General features: G+C 41.9%; 16 protein-coding genes. 3 read left to right on the plus strand and 13 right to left on the minus strand.

Annotated features, from left to right (window positions below; translation table 11 throughout):
- Nucleotides 1-68 precede the first annotated feature (68 nt).
- From rpsA to priA, 8 genes are all read right to left on the minus strand, one after another.
- Complete coding sequence (rpsA, locus tag LQZ76_RS00435; protein ID WP_230097804.1) at nucleotides 69-1,271, minus strand: 30S ribosomal protein S1; 1,203 nt, start codon at nucleotides 1,269-1,271, stop codon at nucleotides 69-71.
- Between the two features lie 97 nt (nucleotides 1,272-1,368).
- Nucleotides 1,369-2,064, minus strand: coding sequence for a (d)CMP kinase (cmk, locus tag LQZ76_RS00440; RefSeq protein WP_230097805.1), 696 nt, complete (start codon nucleotides 2,062-2,064; stop codon nucleotides 1,369-1,371).
- Between the two features lie 56 nt (nucleotides 2,065-2,120).
- Nucleotides 2,121-2,777, minus strand: a complete 657-nt coding sequence (locus tag LQZ76_RS00445) for a hypothetical protein (protein ID WP_230097806.1) — start codon at nucleotides 2,775-2,777, stop codon at nucleotides 2,121-2,123.
- Between the two features lie 56 nt (nucleotides 2,778-2,833).
- Nucleotides 2,834-4,279 (minus strand): RecQ family ATP-dependent DNA helicase, encoded by a 1,446-nt coding sequence (locus tag LQZ76_RS00450; protein ID WP_230097807.1) that lies wholly within the window; start codon nucleotides 4,277-4,279, stop codon nucleotides 2,834-2,836.
- Nucleotides 4,266-5,303, minus strand: a complete 1,038-nt coding sequence (locus LQZ76_RS00455; RefSeq protein ID WP_230097808.1) for a helix-turn-helix domain-containing protein — start codon at nucleotides 5,301-5,303, stop codon at nucleotides 4,266-4,268. Before LQZ76_RS00455 ends, LQZ76_RS00450 begins: the two co-directional genes overlap by 14 nt.
- A gap of 34 nt (nucleotides 5,304-5,337) precedes the next feature.
- On the minus strand, nucleotides 5,338-6,696 hold the full coding sequence (gene rsmB, locus LQZ76_RS00460) for a 16S rRNA (cytosine(967)-C(5))-methyltransferase RsmB (RefSeq protein WP_230097809.1): 1,359 nt from the start codon (nucleotides 6,694-6,696) through the stop codon (nucleotides 5,338-5,340).
- Nucleotides 6,689-7,639 carry a methionyl-tRNA formyltransferase gene (gene fmt, locus LQZ76_RS00465; RefSeq protein WP_230097810.1) on the minus strand — a complete coding sequence of 317 codons (951 nt, stop codon included), beginning with the start codon at nucleotides 7,637-7,639 and terminating at the stop codon, nucleotides 6,689-6,691. The genes rsmB and fmt overlap by 8 nt, the downstream gene beginning before the upstream one ends.
- A gap of 12 nt (nucleotides 7,640-7,651) precedes the next feature.
- Nucleotides 7,652-10,075, minus strand: a complete 2,424-nt coding sequence (priA, locus tag LQZ76_RS00470; RefSeq protein ID WP_230097811.1) for a primosomal protein N' — start codon at nucleotides 10,073-10,075, stop codon at nucleotides 7,652-7,654.
- A 276-nt stretch (nucleotides 10,076-10,351) separates the two neighbouring features.
- Here priA and LQZ76_RS00475 point away from each other — a divergent pair, with 276 nt between their 5' ends.
- From LQZ76_RS00475 to LQZ76_RS00485, 3 genes are all read left to right on the plus strand, one after another.
- Nucleotides 10,352-10,963 (plus strand): GNAT family N-acetyltransferase, encoded by a 612-nt coding sequence (locus LQZ76_RS00475; protein WP_230097812.1) that lies wholly within the window; start codon nucleotides 10,352-10,354, stop codon nucleotides 10,961-10,963.
- A gap of 23 nt (nucleotides 10,964-10,986) precedes the next feature.
- Nucleotides 10,987-11,274, plus strand: a complete 288-nt coding sequence (locus tag LQZ76_RS00480; protein ID WP_230097813.1) for a bacteriocin immunity family protein — start codon at nucleotides 10,987-10,989, stop codon at nucleotides 11,272-11,274.
- Between the two features lie 197 nt (nucleotides 11,275-11,471).
- Nucleotides 11,472-12,152 (plus strand): helix-turn-helix domain-containing protein, encoded by a 681-nt coding sequence (locus LQZ76_RS00485; protein WP_230097814.1) that lies wholly within the window; start codon nucleotides 11,472-11,474, stop codon nucleotides 12,150-12,152.
- A 43-nt stretch (nucleotides 12,153-12,195) separates the two neighbouring features.
- On the opposite strand, the gene LQZ76_RS00490 is transcribed toward LQZ76_RS00485, so the two are convergent.
- The 5 genes from LQZ76_RS00490 to LQZ76_RS00510 form a co-directional block, all read right to left on the minus strand.
- The gene (locus tag LQZ76_RS00490) at nucleotides 12,196-12,423 is read right to left on the minus strand and encodes a hypothetical protein (protein ID WP_230097815.1); all 228 of its coding nucleotides are present in this window, start codon (nucleotides 12,421-12,423) and stop codon (nucleotides 12,196-12,198) included.
- Between the two features lie 14 nt (nucleotides 12,424-12,437).
- Nucleotides 12,438-12,674, minus strand: a complete 237-nt coding sequence (locus LQZ76_RS00495; protein WP_230097816.1) for a hypothetical protein — start codon at nucleotides 12,672-12,674, stop codon at nucleotides 12,438-12,440.
- A gap of 26 nt (nucleotides 12,675-12,700) precedes the next feature.
- On the minus strand, nucleotides 12,701-12,934 hold the full coding sequence (locus tag LQZ76_RS00500; protein ID WP_230097817.1) for a hypothetical protein: 234 nt from the start codon (nucleotides 12,932-12,934) through the stop codon (nucleotides 12,701-12,703).
- Nucleotides 12,935-13,274: 340 nt separating this feature from the next.
- Entirely contained in the window at nucleotides 13,275-13,673 is a 399-nt protein-coding gene (locus tag LQZ76_RS00505) for a hypothetical protein (RefSeq protein ID WP_230097818.1), read from the minus strand.
- A 32-nt stretch (nucleotides 13,674-13,705) separates the two neighbouring features.
- A complete protein-coding gene (locus tag LQZ76_RS00510; protein WP_230097819.1) occupies nucleotides 13,706-14,452 on the minus strand; it encodes a 16S rRNA (uracil(1498)-N(3))-methyltransferase in 747 nt (248 codons plus the stop codon).
- Nucleotides 14,453-14,459: the final 7 nt, after the last annotated feature.

The raw sequence follows: 14,459 nt of genomic DNA on the forward strand, positions 1-14,459 counted from the left end.
GAGTATCTTTTTTCTTATATAAAACAAAAGAGAAGATCGGTTGACCCGATCTTCTCTTTAAATGACAATTACTTGTTCAAGTCACCAAGAATATCGCCAATAGTGAAGCCTTCTTCATCGTCAGAGCTGTAGTTCTTAATGTCTGATGATGATGCAGAAGAGTTATCTTCTGACTTTTCAGCTTTTTGAGCAGCTGGACGTTCTTCTAAAGCCTTGATTGAAAGGCTCAAACGTTGAGCAGCTGGATCAACTGACAATACCTTAACCTTAACTGATTCACCTGACTTCAATACGTCAGAAGGTGCATCAATGTGGTTGTGTGAGATTTGTGAAATGTGAACCAAACCTTCAACACCGGCAGCAACTTCAACGAAAGCACCGAAGTCAGTCAAACGCTTAACAGTTCCTTCGAGGACAGAACCTTCAGGAGCGTCTTGCGCAATCTTTTCCCATGGGCCAGGTTGAGTTTGCTTGATTGACAATGAAATACGTTGCTTTTCAGCGTCCATTGCAAGTACTTTAACCTTAACAGTTTCACCAACTGAAAGGACATCAGCAGGCTTTGAAACGCGGTCGTATGAAATTTCTGATACGTGGACAAGTCCATCTACACCACCGAGGTCGATGAAAGCACCAAAGTCAGTCATACGAGCAACTTTACCTTCAACAACATCGTTCACGCTGATTTGGCCAAATACTTTTTCAATCGCAGCTGAGTGTTCAGCTGAAAGTACGGCACGACGTGAAAGGATCAAGCGGTTGTCAGCTGGATCGATTTCAACGATTTCAGCACGGACAGTTTGACCTTTGTATTGGTTTAAATCTGAAACGAAACGGTTTTCGATCATTGAAGCAGGAATGAAACCACGAACACCAGCATCAACTACCAAGCCACCACGGACAACTTGGATAACAGGTACTTCAAGGATATCACCAGGCTTGTGGTCTTTTTCAAGATTTTCCCAAGCCTTACGTACTTCAAGACGCTTCTTAGAAAGGAGGTATGAACCACCTTCCTTATCGCTACCAATTTTACGAGTAACAACAAGGTCTAAAACGTCACCGATCTTTAATTCTGCAGTAATATCTGCATCTGGGTTGTTTGAGTATTCGCGACCTGGAATCACACCTTCAACACCAGTACCTTGAATTCCCACAATAGCTTGACGTTGATCGTCAAATGCTAAAACTTCACCCTTAACAATGTCACCAACATTAATTTCTGCTGCTGCATCAAGGGCTGCTAATAATTCGTTGTTTTCTTCATTCATGAAAAACAATCCTCCAATAAAACGACTCTATAGGATATTGTACCCTACTTATCAGTTTTTGACTATATATTTATCTCAATTATCACAAAAAAATTATTTAGCCAATTTTTTTGTGGATTAAGTTAGTAATTTCAGTAACAACTTCTGCAATGCTTAACCCTGTGGTATCAACCAATACGGCATCATCAGCTTGCTTTAATGGTGAGACTTCTCGATGTGAATCAAGATAATCTCGGCGGGCAATTGATTCCTCAATTTTAGCTAGCGTCAAATCAGTATCAATCCCCTTCGCTTGGTTTTCAGCAAACCGTCGTTGGGCACGTTCGGCGACACTTGCCACTAAGAAGATTTTCACTTGAGCATTTGGTAATACGGTTGTCCCAATATCACGGCCATCCATGACAACACTACTTGTCGCTGCCAATTGACGTTGTCGTTCAACTAAGTCCGTCCGCACAGCTGGAATGGCCGCAATCAATGAAACTAAACTGTTCACATCCGCTTGACGAATATCTTCAGTAATATCGGTTTCGTTTAAGAAAACTAATTGCCCATCTTCACTTGGTGCAAACCCAATTTGCACGTTGTCGAGGAGATCACTAATTACTTTTTCGTCAACCGTTGTTTGGCCGACTTGAATTAAGTTCGCGCGAATAGCAGCTAACGTGATTGTACGATACATAGCACCCGTATCGACATAGATGTACCCCAATTGTGTGGCAATGATTTTGGCAATAGTTGATTTCCCAGCTGAGGCCGGTCCGTCAATTGCGACTTGTATTTTTGTTGTCATAAATTACTTAATGTTCCAATCTATATTTATTTACACGGTGGGCAACAAGGTCATCCTTAGTTGCTGACACGTAGTGATTCACCAACGTGCACGTTGTTTAAATCAACTCCTGGATTCAATGCTTGTAATTGGGCTAATGATAACCCATGCGCTAAAGCTAAGCGGTAACCATTAACTTTAACGGTGTCAAACTGACCACCCGCTTGACTTGAACTACTTGCATCCGCTTTACTTGATGAGCTAGCAGCGTCTTTTTTCGCCTTTTCTTGGGCCGCTTTAGTTGATGCCGCTTGCGCTGATTGAGCAGCCGCTTGGCTACTTGCGGCTGAACTGGCAGCTGCTGAACTAGCCGCCGCTTGACTACTTGCATCCGCTTTACTTTGCTCGTCCTTAGCTGCCTTATCAGATTTGTCTGATTTATCTGATTTATCGGCTGACTCTTTACCCTTGCTTGGGGTTGACGTTGAAATTTGCGTTTGAGTAGGTTCATCAGCTGATGAGCCTGGTGAATTAATCGATTCAACATAGCGAACTACTGGATAAGCTGCTAAGACTACTACAGCTAAAATCAATAAACTAACAATCCACGCCGTACGTGAACTACGCTTACGGAATTGGGTACGTGATGGGGCAGCACTTTCATCAGTACTGGTTTCTTCTGTAAAAGAAGACTCCCACGGTTGCTTTTTTTGTTCGTCGTTATTTTGAGTCATCTAACTCCTCCTAGAAATTATCAGTGAATATTGTACCATACATCATTAAAATCAGCTTACTGATTGAATAATTTTTCTAACCGGGTTTGCCAATCAATGGTTGCAGCAGTTTGGTTGGGAACCGTAGTTGGTAACGCTAAGGCTTCAATATCTAATGGGGTCGCTTGCGTTGACCAATTACCAGCTGCATCCCCCGTCAATTCAGTTTCACCAAACACCCGTAATAAATAATTCCGCTTATCGGCTGCAATTTCAACATATTGCACCATTTGTTGGAGCGCCAATCTTTTAACAAGTAAACGCCGTTGAAATAGTTGCGTCACCCCTTGGGCATCCATCCCCTGACTCGCGTAATATTGCAATAACCGTAACTGTTGCGGGTCAAAAGCATAGTGCGGTGTTTGGCGATAAAAATGTTTAATCGTAACATCTTCTGGAATGCCACTAATTAGTAAGTTATTAACTAAATAATCATCGGTTTCCGTATACAGTAAAATGGCCACGGCCGGTTGTTGATCACGCCCAGCCCGCCCGATTTCTTGTAAGTAGCCTTCCAAATCACTGGCCATATGATAATGAATTACCCAGCGAACATCCGCTTTATCAATCCCCATACCAAAGGCCGACGTGGCGACAATCACATCCAATTGATTTTGCATAAACTGTTGTTGAATGGCAAAGCGTTGCTCATTTTCAATATCGCCATGATACGTCGCCACTTTGCGATCCGTTTTTTGTTGTAAATCAATGCGAATTTGATTAGCTTGCTTCTTACTTGATAAATAAACAATCCCTGGCCCCGGTAAGCTTTGAACTAATTCCAATAAGCGTGCATGCTTTTCTTGTTCATTGGCCACTTTTTCAGTCCGTAAATGAATATTAGGGCGATTAACCGAATAGACAAATTCGGTCAGTGGCTTGGGCAAAGTAAATTGGCTTTGAATGTCCGCACGTACTTTAGTACCGGCCGTGGCCGTTAATAATAGTAATCGCGGTTGCTTAAACGCTTGATAGGCCCGGCCCAGTTCTAAATAATTAGGACGAAAATCAGGGCCCCACTGGGCAATGCTGTGAGCTTCATCAATTACCAATAAATTAACCGGCTGTTGGGCTAGCGTTTCTAACACGCCCGGTTGCATTAAAGTTTCCGGGGCAATAAATAAGTAATCAAATTTGGCTAAATTTTGCAAGATAAAGAACTTCGTCCGGGGATGTTGCATTGAATTTAACGCCACGGTGCGGCGAATTCCATGCGCATTAAGGCGCGCAACTTGATCTTGCATCAACGATAACAACGGTGACACAATCACGGTTAACCCGCCTAAATAGCGCCCAGCTAGTTCATAAATTAAACTTTTCCCTGTCCCCGTTGGCAACACCGCTAAGACATCTTCATGGCGTTCTAACAAAGCAGTTAAAACCTCGGCTTGACCGGGGCGAAACGTATCAAAATGATAGTGTTGCTTAAGATAAGCGTGTAGTTGCGCATTAAACTCTGACATCAATGGCCCCCCGCTTAGTTGCTAGTTGTAATAATTGATATAACCTAAAGTACGTAAAGTAACGGGGATCTTTCCCGCCAGCATAGGCTTTAAAGTCCCACGTCGTAATCTCAGCATCCCCATATAGGTCCGCTAACACCTTTTGCTCCGATGCGGGAATTAACAACTCAATCTCATTTGCCGACCAGCGTTGTAAAATTGCGGCTTGCAAAATATGTTCACGCACCGTATTAGGTTTAATCCGGCGTCCTTGAGCTACTTGGTTGACTGATTGCAATTGTTGCCACAGGGTCACACTTTGCTCGGCACTATTTGATAGCAAGGCGCGTTGGGCTAACGTCATCAAACTCTTAATTAGCGAATCACTTTGTAAGCTATGGGTCATTAGGGCCGCTAAATGGTCTAATTGCCACACTTGCCAGTCAAATTCATCCCACGTTGTTGGGACTGGTAATTCACTAAATAACGCATTGGTAACATCATGGCCAAAGAGCATCTGCGTAAATAACTGTGCATCGGCATTTGGTAACGTTGCTAACCACGTTTGTAATTCTAAATACCATTGCTTAATCAACACCTCGCGCGAATGGCCCTTTAACCAGTTTTTAAGTTGCCATTGGGCGCGTAAATCGATCTGATACGGATAGAATTGTGCATTACTATAAGCCAGTTCGGAAATCGTTTGGTTGGCAAGTAAGAAAAGCTCTTGAAAAAATTTTACATCATAGCTTTGATTAATGCTTAAATGCTCAGGAACATAATGCGTGGTCACATATTCAGCTTGAGCGCTCGCCCCTTTGGCTGTTAATTGCACTAAGCCATGCTCATCGCGAGCAATTAAGCCCTGCCGTTGTAAGCTTTTAACAATTTTTTCAATTTCAACACTTGCAAATAAGCCCGTTTCTGGGAGCAAGTCATACACTAAGCCCCAAAAACTCGTTGACACCGTTTGGGCACCACCTTGCCAAATATTACCAAAGACCTTGGCGCGCCGCCACTCGGTTGAATTTAATTTTGTTAACACATACCCCGCTAGCATCGCCGTGCCCCTTTATTGATTATTTAACACGTTTTAAATTGGCAATAAAGAATCCATCTGATTGGTAATCATCTGGGTAAATTGTCAATGTTTGATCAGCACTTGTAGGCAAGTTGTTGCTTGTTACTACTGGTGCTAAAGCAAAGTCTGGGTGACTTGCCAAGAATTGTTGGACAACTTGTTGGTTTTCAATATCCAAAATAGTACAAGTTGAATACGTTAACAAGCCATCAACCTTAACTAAGTCGGCCACACTATCCAAGATGGCCAATTGAATCTTTTGTAAGTTTTGACTATCCGCTAATTGCTTTTCGTAACGAATTTCTGGTTTACGACGTAATAAACCAAATCCTGAACATGGCGCATCAACTAACACCCGATCAAAGCTAGCCGCATCAAATTCTGCGCTTAATTCACGCGCATCAATGGCTTTAGCCACAATCCGGTCATCAACGTGGAGGCGTTGTGCATTCGCATTGATTAACTTAACTTTGTGGTCGTGAATATCTAAGGCATTCACTTGCCCACCATCATCAGCTTCTAAGTAACTTGCAATTTGGGTGGTTTTCCCACCAGGGGCTGCACACGCATCAAGGACTTTGTAACTTGGTTGATCAAGTTGCATCACTTCGGCCACTAACATTGCTGATTCATCTTGAAGCGTAATGTAACCGTCTAAGAATGGTTGACTACCCGCCACAAAACCACCGTGCACTAATAAACCATCTTCAGCAACGGGTGATTTTTCAACCTCAAAGCCTTCTGCTACTAATGCGGCCAACATTTCATCAACGTTAGTTACGGCACGGTTAACCCGCACTGATTGGGCTGGTGCTTCGTTAATTGAAGCTGCAATTGATTCTGTCTTTGCCAAACCAACTTGGTCATTAAGTTTTTCAAGTAACCAAACTGGCAAGCTAGCCGTTACTGATAAGCGTTCCACTGGATCGGTAATGCTATCAAATGATGGTAAGCCTTCACGATCAATTTGGTGTAAGACCCCCGTAATGAACCGACGTTGACCATCATGCCCCCGTTGCTTAGCAATTTCAATCGTTTCATCAAAAATTGAGTGCTTAGGAATTTTATCCAAGAATTGCATTTGGAAAATTGCTGTATAGAGTAATTCGCGTAGCCATGGTTGCATTTTTTGCGGTTGCTTAACAAATGGTTTTAACCAAAATTCAAGTGTTAAACGGTGTTGAATGACCCCGTAAACAATTGTCGTGTAAAGGTTCTTGTCTTTTGGATCCATTTCAAACTTTTTGATAGTAGCATTTAATTGTAAGTTTGAGTACGCCCCATTTTTGATGCTTTCAAGGGTGTATACTGCTAGAGCGCGTGCCGTTTTCAATTGTGGTTTGGTTGGTTTAGCCATTAAAAATTACCTGTTGTCCTTCTTCGAAACTTGCTAAGTTACCGTTTAAATAATCGTTGATACTCATTTTAGGTTTACCAGCTGGTTGTAAGGCAACCAAGCTAATAATTGTGCCTGCACCGGCGGCAAGCCAAACTTCTTTTTTAGATTTCTTCACAACCACTCCGGCGGGTTGATCAGTAGTTTCATCAATCACTTGCACACCTTGGATTTTAGTCCGCACGCCGTTAATGACGGTATATGCTGTTGGGAATGGGTATAATCCGCGCACATGGTTATCAATCACTTGGGCCGGTTGGTTAAAGTCCAATTGTTCTTGTTCAGGACTGATATTTGGTGAGAATGTTACTAACGCTTCATCTTGGGCGACTGGCGTTACGTTACCCGCAATTAAATCAGGTAAGGTTTTGATTAATAAATCGCGGCCAAGGACACTTAATTTATCAAACATCGTACCAACATTATCCGAGCCAGTAATTGGTTCTTCGGCCACGGCAATCACATCCCCAGCGTCCATTTTCTTAACCATGTACATAATTGAGACTCCCGTTTTGGCATCCCCATTCATAATTGAATAGTGGACTGGTGCGCCACCACGGTATTTAGGTAATAATGATGCGTGGACATTGATGGCCCCAATTTTAGCTGCGTTAAGTAACTTCGTTGGCAAAAATTGACCAAAAGCGGCGGTGATAATTAAATCTGGGTTGATATCAATCACGCGTTGCATTTCATCAGAACCACTGATTTTTTCGGGTTGTAAAACTTCAATCTCGTGTGCTAAAGCGACCTCTTTAACTGGTGTTGGTGTCAACACGCGTTTGCGACCAACTGGGCGATCAGGTTGGGTTACGACGGCTTTAACGTCATAGCCATTAGCAATCACGGCTTCTAAAATAGGGGCTGAGAACGCTGGGGTTCCCATAAATACTACGGATGTCATAAAAATCTCCTTTTACATAAAGCTGACGGGCTCGCGGTCAATTGATAATTGAAAGGCATTACGCCCCGCGGTTTGCGCTCGTTCTAGCAGTTCATTTAATACTTGATCTAATGCATTTTGGTGCCGGTATTTAATCACAATTTGGTAATAATAACGCTGATTAATACGCGCAATCGACCGGGGTGTGGGCCCTAAAAAAATTGTGTCCGCTGGTAAGCGTTTCTTTAACCACCGCCCAATCTGACTCATATTTTGGGCCGCCGTTCGTTCATCTAAATCACTGCCTTGCAACTTAATCGTGAAAAAGTATGGCGGATACTTAGCTAAATGCCGTAATTGCATTTCTTGTTGATAAAAATGCTCATAATCATGCGCTTTGGCCAGTTGAATCGCGTAATGGTCTGGATTATACGTCTGCACATACACTTCACCCGGTAAGTCCGCGCGCCCAGCCCGGCCAGCGACTTGCGTTAATAACTGGAACGTCCGCTCAGCGGCATGAAAATCGGGTAGCCCCAAGGCAGTATCAGCATTTAAGACCCCGACTAAGGTCACTAACGGAAAATCAAGCCCTTTAGCAATCATTTGGGTACCAAGTAAAATATCAGCTTGATGGGCGCCAAACGCCGTCAACATATTCTCATGAGCGCCCTTTTTACGAGTGGTATCTAAATCCATCCGTAAAATCCGGGCTTCCGGCAGTAATTCATGCAATTCTTGCTCAACTTTTTGCGTCCCGGTCCCATAGTAACGAATTGCCGTTGATTGACAATTGGGACACATCTTAGGAATCCCTTCTTCATGACCACAATAGTGGCATTTCATTGAATGGGTATCCATGTGCAACGTCAAGCCAATATCACAATTGGGACATTGCAAAACATAGCCACAATCCCGACACATCATAAAGCTCGAAAAACCGCGGCGATTAAGCATCAAGACACTTTGCTCACCACGCGCTAGACGTTCTTTAAGGGCCACCAACAATTCCTCGGAAAATGTTGATTCCGGCCCTTTCTTGATTTCTTCGCGCATATCAACAATTTGAACGGTCGGCATGATTTGCTGATTAATCCGTTCAGGCATCATCAATAATTGATAAACGCCTTTTTGGGCCCGTGCCCGCGATTCTAATGATGGGGTTGCTGAACCTAAAACTAGGGGGGCTTGGTAATATTGGCTGCGCCACATGGCCACATCACGGGCATGATAGCGCGGATTTTCCTCTTGCTTATAGGTGGTTTCATGTTCTTCATCCATAATAATGAGGCCAATATTATCCAACGGCGCAAAGACCGCTGACCGGGCACCAACGACTACCCGTGCTTCACCATTTTCAATCCGCCGCCATTCATCATAGCGCTCACCAACGGATAATCCCGAGTGTAAGACCGCCACTTGACTACCAAAACGTGAACGTACCCGGACCATCATTTGCGGTGTTAATGCAATTTCCGGTACTAACATTAAGGCAGTCCGGCCTTGGGCTAACGTGTGTTGCATGGCCTGTAAGTAAACTTCCGTTTTCCCAGAACCGGTCACTCCTTCTAATAAGAACGTTTGTGCTTGGCCAGCAGCGTCATTAATCGCGGTTAGCGCAGCTTGTTGATGCGGTTGGAGGGTTAATGCTTGGCTAGGCTTAATCGTGTGATGGGCCATTGGATCACGATAAACTTCCATTGGCACTTTAGCCAGCCACCCTTTTTTGGCCCCGGTAGTAATGACCGCATCGCTAAGCTCATACTCAGCCACGACTTGGTCTTTAGCCACAACTTGCTCAGGAGCTAACGTTTGTAGCAATGACAATAAAACACTTTGCTTATGGGCGGCTTTAGTTAAGCCACTGCGCGCTTCTTCAAGTTGTTCAAAATCAAGTAACGTTTTAATCCCGAGTTTCGTCTTGGCCTTCGCTTGGTTGTTGACTTCATAATAAAATTCCAAACTACCTTCACGTTGCAATTTCGTTAACTTGCTGACTTGTTCCGGCGTAAACTGGGTTTCATCATATTCAATTAAATCCCGCCCACCAAACAACTGTTGGACGACTGGATCATTAATTTCATCAATTGGCCGTAAATACTTCTTATACTTCGCCCGAAACATGCTTGGTAACATTGCTTGTAACACGGTAATTTGAAACGCATAGGCTTGATGCGCCAACCAACCTGATAAACTGATTAGTTCTTGATTCAAGACCGGTTTTAAATCCAACACCGCGTTGATCATTTTAAGCTTAGTCACAGCTTCATCTTGAGGATCTAGTTCACTAAAACCAACCACAAATCCTTGAATTAGGCGATTACCACGGCCAAATGGTACCGCTACCCGCATCCCCAATGCAACCGTCTGGGTAAGTGGGGCCGGAATTAGATAACTATATGGTTGGTTCGTTTGCATTGCTGGTACATCTACAATGACATTAGCAACCCGTTCCATTTCCGCATCTCCCCCTTTTTAACTGATTTTTCCATCAATTTGTTTTAAAGCGCTAGTAATTATCATACTAGTTGTCCACAAAAATTGATAGTAGTTAACCTTTATTATACCGTGATTTTTATTAAAAAAGCATCGCTAACCACAGATTAATGATAATTTATAGCCTATTTTAATTAGTAGCAAAACATTACATTAATTATTAATTTATGCTATACTTTACGAGTTATCATAATTAATAATTAATGTAATAATACGTAATTGCTGAGGAATCGCCCGATGGAAATCAAAAAAGCACACTTAACCGATTTACGAGCCATTGCCGAGCTTAATTTTAACGGTTTCAAAGATTATGAGCTGTTCAAAATTGGTGCCAAACCGGCTAAGTTCACGAAAGCGCTCTATGAATTATTAAAATTGAATGCGGCCGTCAGTATTAAAGCGGGCTATAGTTATGTTTGTTACGACGCTGGTAAGTTAATAGGTTACTTTAGTCTCATTCCGGCTGGTCAAGAACTTGATGGCCCGGCCTTTTTAAAAGCTGGGGCCTGGAAAATCCCGTTGATTACTAACTTTAAAACTTCGCGCCAGTTATTAGGCCATGTTCTAAAAGCCGAAGCGATTTTAAACCCCTTTCCCAAAGACTACTGGTATCTCGATACCTTAGTTGTAGCCCCTGGTAATCAAGGTAGTGGTTATGGTTCACGTATTTTACAAGCCGTTAAAGATCTGGTTATCAAAAATCATGGACGTAAACTACGCTTAATCACTAATGCCACGCGTAATCGTGATTTCTATACTAAAAACGCTTTTATTAACGATGCCATCATCTTGCCCACTGATAACAACAGTAATTTCACCACTTGGTCGTTTTATTTTGATGTTAAGTAACCTACAATATGGAGGAAGATTTAATGAGTAATGTTAACTGGTTTGCTGGTGGTTCTGAACGTGATGTCACCGCCTTGGATTTAATTAATGCCTTATTACCAACTTTAGCGGTCGATAGTCGACTAGACCACGTGTTAACTGATTATCAAACGCAATTAACTAGCCCCACCACGGCGGTTCCATTTATTTTAAGCCAACTCAATTTGGCAATTGCTAATGCGACTAAAGAAGATAGTACGCAATTAACCGCTGAACAAACACATTTAATTAAACAAATTGCTGAATTAAGCAACATTCGGTATGGTTACTAAAAAAGTCGCCCCTTGAGGCGACTTTTTTAGTATGCATTATTAATTGTATACACCAATAACCTTTATTTAGTAAAATTATCACGTATTAATTCCCAATAATAGACTGCTTATTCTACCTTCCATTCACTAATGTAACACGTTAATTGCGTTACATTTTATCCAAAAATACGTATGCTAAATTTAAAGGAGCTACTAAAATGGAATTCGCTAATAATCTAAGATCTACCCGCAAAGCTTTAAACATGACTCAACAAGAACTTGCTAATCAGCTACATGTAACCCGTCAGACTCTATCACGTTGGGAAAATAATCAAAGCTATCCCAATCTAGATACTTTAATTGAGCTGAGTAATTTGTTAGCAATTCCTTTAGATAGTTTACTTAAAGGAGGAGATAACCCAATGGTTACAAAAATAAGTAATGATGTCCGTTCCAAAAAACGCTACCAACGATATTTAATAATTATCGCTAGTGTATTCGTATTAGCATTAATTTGGTTAACAACTTTAAGCATCGGCCGTGCATACCAAATACAACAAATTGATCGGTTTAATCCATTTCTAACAACTCAAGCTGGTTATACTGTCTTACCAAATGCACCCACAAAAGATAAAGCAGGTTTAAAAGTTGATGCTTTCGTTGCTGATAATCCATTCGGTAATGGTGCTTGGCTTAAATTTTATACTGGTCAATACACCAAAGAAAATCATTGGGCATTAGTTGAACACAAAGGTTCATATATTTACGGTGTACGTTTGCTCACTCAAAATAATGTACCAAAAGTTATGAATGAACAAGTTGGTAGTCATTATTTTAACTATAATAGCAAGGTTGAACCAAGGATTAGCAAATCTCTACCATGGCTACCATTTAATTAAAAAAGTCGCCCCTTGAGGCGACTTTTTTCTATTTACAATCCACTTATTTCTTAGCTTTGCGTTTTAAATTAAAATACTCAATCAACGCAATAATTCCAAAAAATGCAATGGCCCCAAAGACACTCCGGACACTCACACTAATATAATTTTGCCAAAAGTAGGCATGGTATACCACCACATCAACGATGCCCCGAATACCAAACGTCAAAACTAAGGCTAACGCTACCATCAACTCTACCGCCGTTACATAACTCGCCCAAATGTTTTTCATAAGCCCTCCATAGATTAGCCATCTTTATTTTTTGATTGCCGCATCAATTTAATAGAGTCATAGATTGCTACAATCCCAAAAATAACAATCGCTCCAATCGTTGCCTTAATCGTTAAATCAAGATAACTTTTCAGTAAATATTCTTGTAAGACGATAATATCAACTAGGCCGCGGACCCCGAATATCGTTGTAAGAGCCGTGGTAAACACCAACGCCACGATTTTGATATATCTTTGCCAAATTTTTTTCAAAACTGCCCCCTTAGTTCTTTGATTCATCATCCTTTGTGATTTGAAATAAGGTGTTCGCTTAAGGAAATCACCCCAAAAACAACGCTGCCCCAAAGCACACTTTCAATCGTTAAAGTTAAATAAGTTTGCCATGAGTACGTATGCGCAATTGCTAATTCAACCAGGCCCCGAACCACAAACGTAAACAAAACTACTAGCACTGATAATAATCCAAGCGCCCCTAAATAGCCATTTCCGTGCGTATTCATTTGTTTTGTCATATTAAAACTCCCCCTCCCAAGATGTTTTTATGTAAATGTAATTCTAACATATCCCTTATCCACGTGTCAGTTAGCACACCTTAGTTCAAAAGAGCACTGAATGTAAGAGTGTTCCCCCAATAAATAATAGCAAAAAATAACCTCCTTGAAAAAATTCAAGGAGGTTATTTAATCGTTTTTCGTTAGTGTTTGGTGTTTACCAAGGACTTGACGCACTCTACCTAAATGTGCTTCAAGCCGCAAGTACCTATGCATATACGGACAACCCTACTGACTCAAAGACCAAGTCATTGGTTTGTCCTAGTATGCCACGGTACTTAACGCGCCTTGGCGCACTCTGTTAATTGCCAGCTTCAAAGCCACCATCAACAATATTCTTGTAATGTTCTTCACCTTCATCCTCAACGTTAATCGCCCAAGAATTAAAGTGCGCCACTACTGATAACGCCAAGTAAGTCAACGCCAAGAAGTAAGCATATTGGTGCTCATTGGTTTTCAAAAGGAACGTATCTAATGCAAAGATACCTGGGAAGATTAACAATGTCCACCATGGAGTGTAAGTCCGTTTGATGTACCAACCGATCCCAAACGCCCCAATAAAGTTAATCGTAATCAATAACCAAATTATCTTGCTATTCGCGCTAACCCCAGCGATATTAAATACGTTCGGGAGCACTGCTCCTAATACTAAGCCCACTATTGCAATTACTACATAACTCCATCGTTTTGATGCAAACATTCTCTTCCCTACCTAAACCTAATTTTTTATTCCTAATGTTGTGGTTGCGCTAATTCAAGCGCAAAGCTAATGGCACTTAGCCAGTATAATGGTGCTGTTTCGGCCCGTAAAATCCGTGGTCCAAGCGCCGCCACGGTAAAGCCATGTGCTGTTAATTTTTCAATTTCTTGTGGAGCAATCCCACCTTCGGGGCCAAAAACCGCACAAATTGATTGTTGTGGCTCAATTGCCGCTAACGTTTGCGCTAATTGCGCTTGTTCACCCGTTTTAGCGGCTTCTTCATAGGCGATCATTTTGTGATCAAATGGCATTGCGGCCACTTCGGCTAAACTTGGTGCATATTTGATTGCTGGTACCCGTGTGCGATGTGATTGTTCCGCTGCCCCCGCGGCAATCTTTTGTAGGCGAGCAATCTTTTTATCCGCTTTATCATTCCATTTAGCAACACTCCAAGCCGTCTGCACAAAAATTACTTGGTTAACGCCTAATTCCGTTGCTTTTTGGACAATTAATTCCGCTTTATCACCTTTGGGTAACCCACAAATAATGGTTGTATCCACTGGTAATTCGACATCACTGGTGAGTGTTTCAACTACCTGCATCGTTGCCATACCATCCGTGATGGCTGCCAAACTAGCAATGACCACCGCTTGATTTGGTTGGACAAATTCCGCTTTGGTCCCTTCTTTAGCACGTAAAACGGTCACAAAGTGGTGATATGTTTCTTCATCTAAAGTAAAGTTCGCTTCAACATTAGCTTTTAAAAAATACCGTTGCATCTGTTCA

The organism is Periweissella ghanensis, assembly GCF_918814755.1.
GTDB classification, from domain to species: Bacteria; Bacillota; Bacilli; order Lactobacillales; family Lactobacillaceae; genus Periweissella; species Periweissella ghanensis.

Bases quoted from the DNA above. Each gene is read 5' to 3' on its own strand.
- rpsA (WP_230097804.1), bottom strand. From the start codon at position 1,271: ATGAATGAAGAAAACAACGAATTATTAGCAGCCCTTGATGCAGCAGCA.
- cmk (WP_230097805.1), bottom strand. From the start codon at position 2,064: ATGACAACAAAAATACAAGTCGCAATTGACGGACCGGCCTCAGCTGGG.
- LQZ76_RS00445 (WP_230097806.1), bottom strand. From the start codon at position 2,777: ATGACTCAAAATAACGACGAACAAAAAAAGCAACCGTGGGAGTCTTCT.
- LQZ76_RS00450 (WP_230097807.1), bottom strand. From the start codon at position 4,279: ATGTCAGAGTTTAATGCGCAACTACACGCTTATCTTAAGCAACACTAT.
- rsmB (WP_230097809.1), bottom strand. From the start codon at position 6,696: ATGGCTAAACCAACCAAACCACAATTGAAAACGGCACGCGCTCTAGCA.
- fmt (WP_230097810.1), bottom strand. From the start codon at position 7,639: ATGACATCCGTAGTATTTATGGGAACCCCAGCGTTCTCAGCCCCTATT.
- priA (WP_230097811.1), bottom strand. From the start codon at position 10,075: ATGGAACGGGTTGCTAATGTCATTGTAGATGTACCAGCAATGCAAACG.
- LQZ76_RS00475 (WP_230097812.1), top strand. From the start codon at position 10,352: ATGGAAATCAAAAAAGCACACTTAACCGATTTACGAGCCATTGCCGAG.
- LQZ76_RS00480 (WP_230097813.1), top strand. From the start codon at position 10,987: ATGAGTAATGTTAACTGGTTTGCTGGTGGTTCTGAACGTGATGTCACC.
- LQZ76_RS00485 (WP_230097814.1), top strand. From the start codon at position 11,472: ATGGAATTCGCTAATAATCTAAGATCTACCCGCAAAGCTTTAAACATG.
- LQZ76_RS00490 (WP_230097815.1), bottom strand. From the start codon at position 12,423: ATGAAAAACATTTGGGCGAGTTATGTAACGGCGGTAGAGTTGATGGTA.
- LQZ76_RS00500 (WP_230097817.1), bottom strand. From the start codon at position 12,934: ATGACAAAACAAATGAATACGCACGGAAATGGCTATTTAGGGGCGCTT.
- LQZ76_RS00505 (WP_230097818.1), bottom strand. From the start codon at position 13,673: ATGTTTGCATCAAAACGATGGAGTTATGTAGTAATTGCAATAGTGGGC.
- LQZ76_RS00510 (WP_230097819.1), bottom strand. From the start codon at position 14,452: ATGCAACGGTATTTTTTAAAAGCTAATGTTGAAGCGAACTTTACTTTA.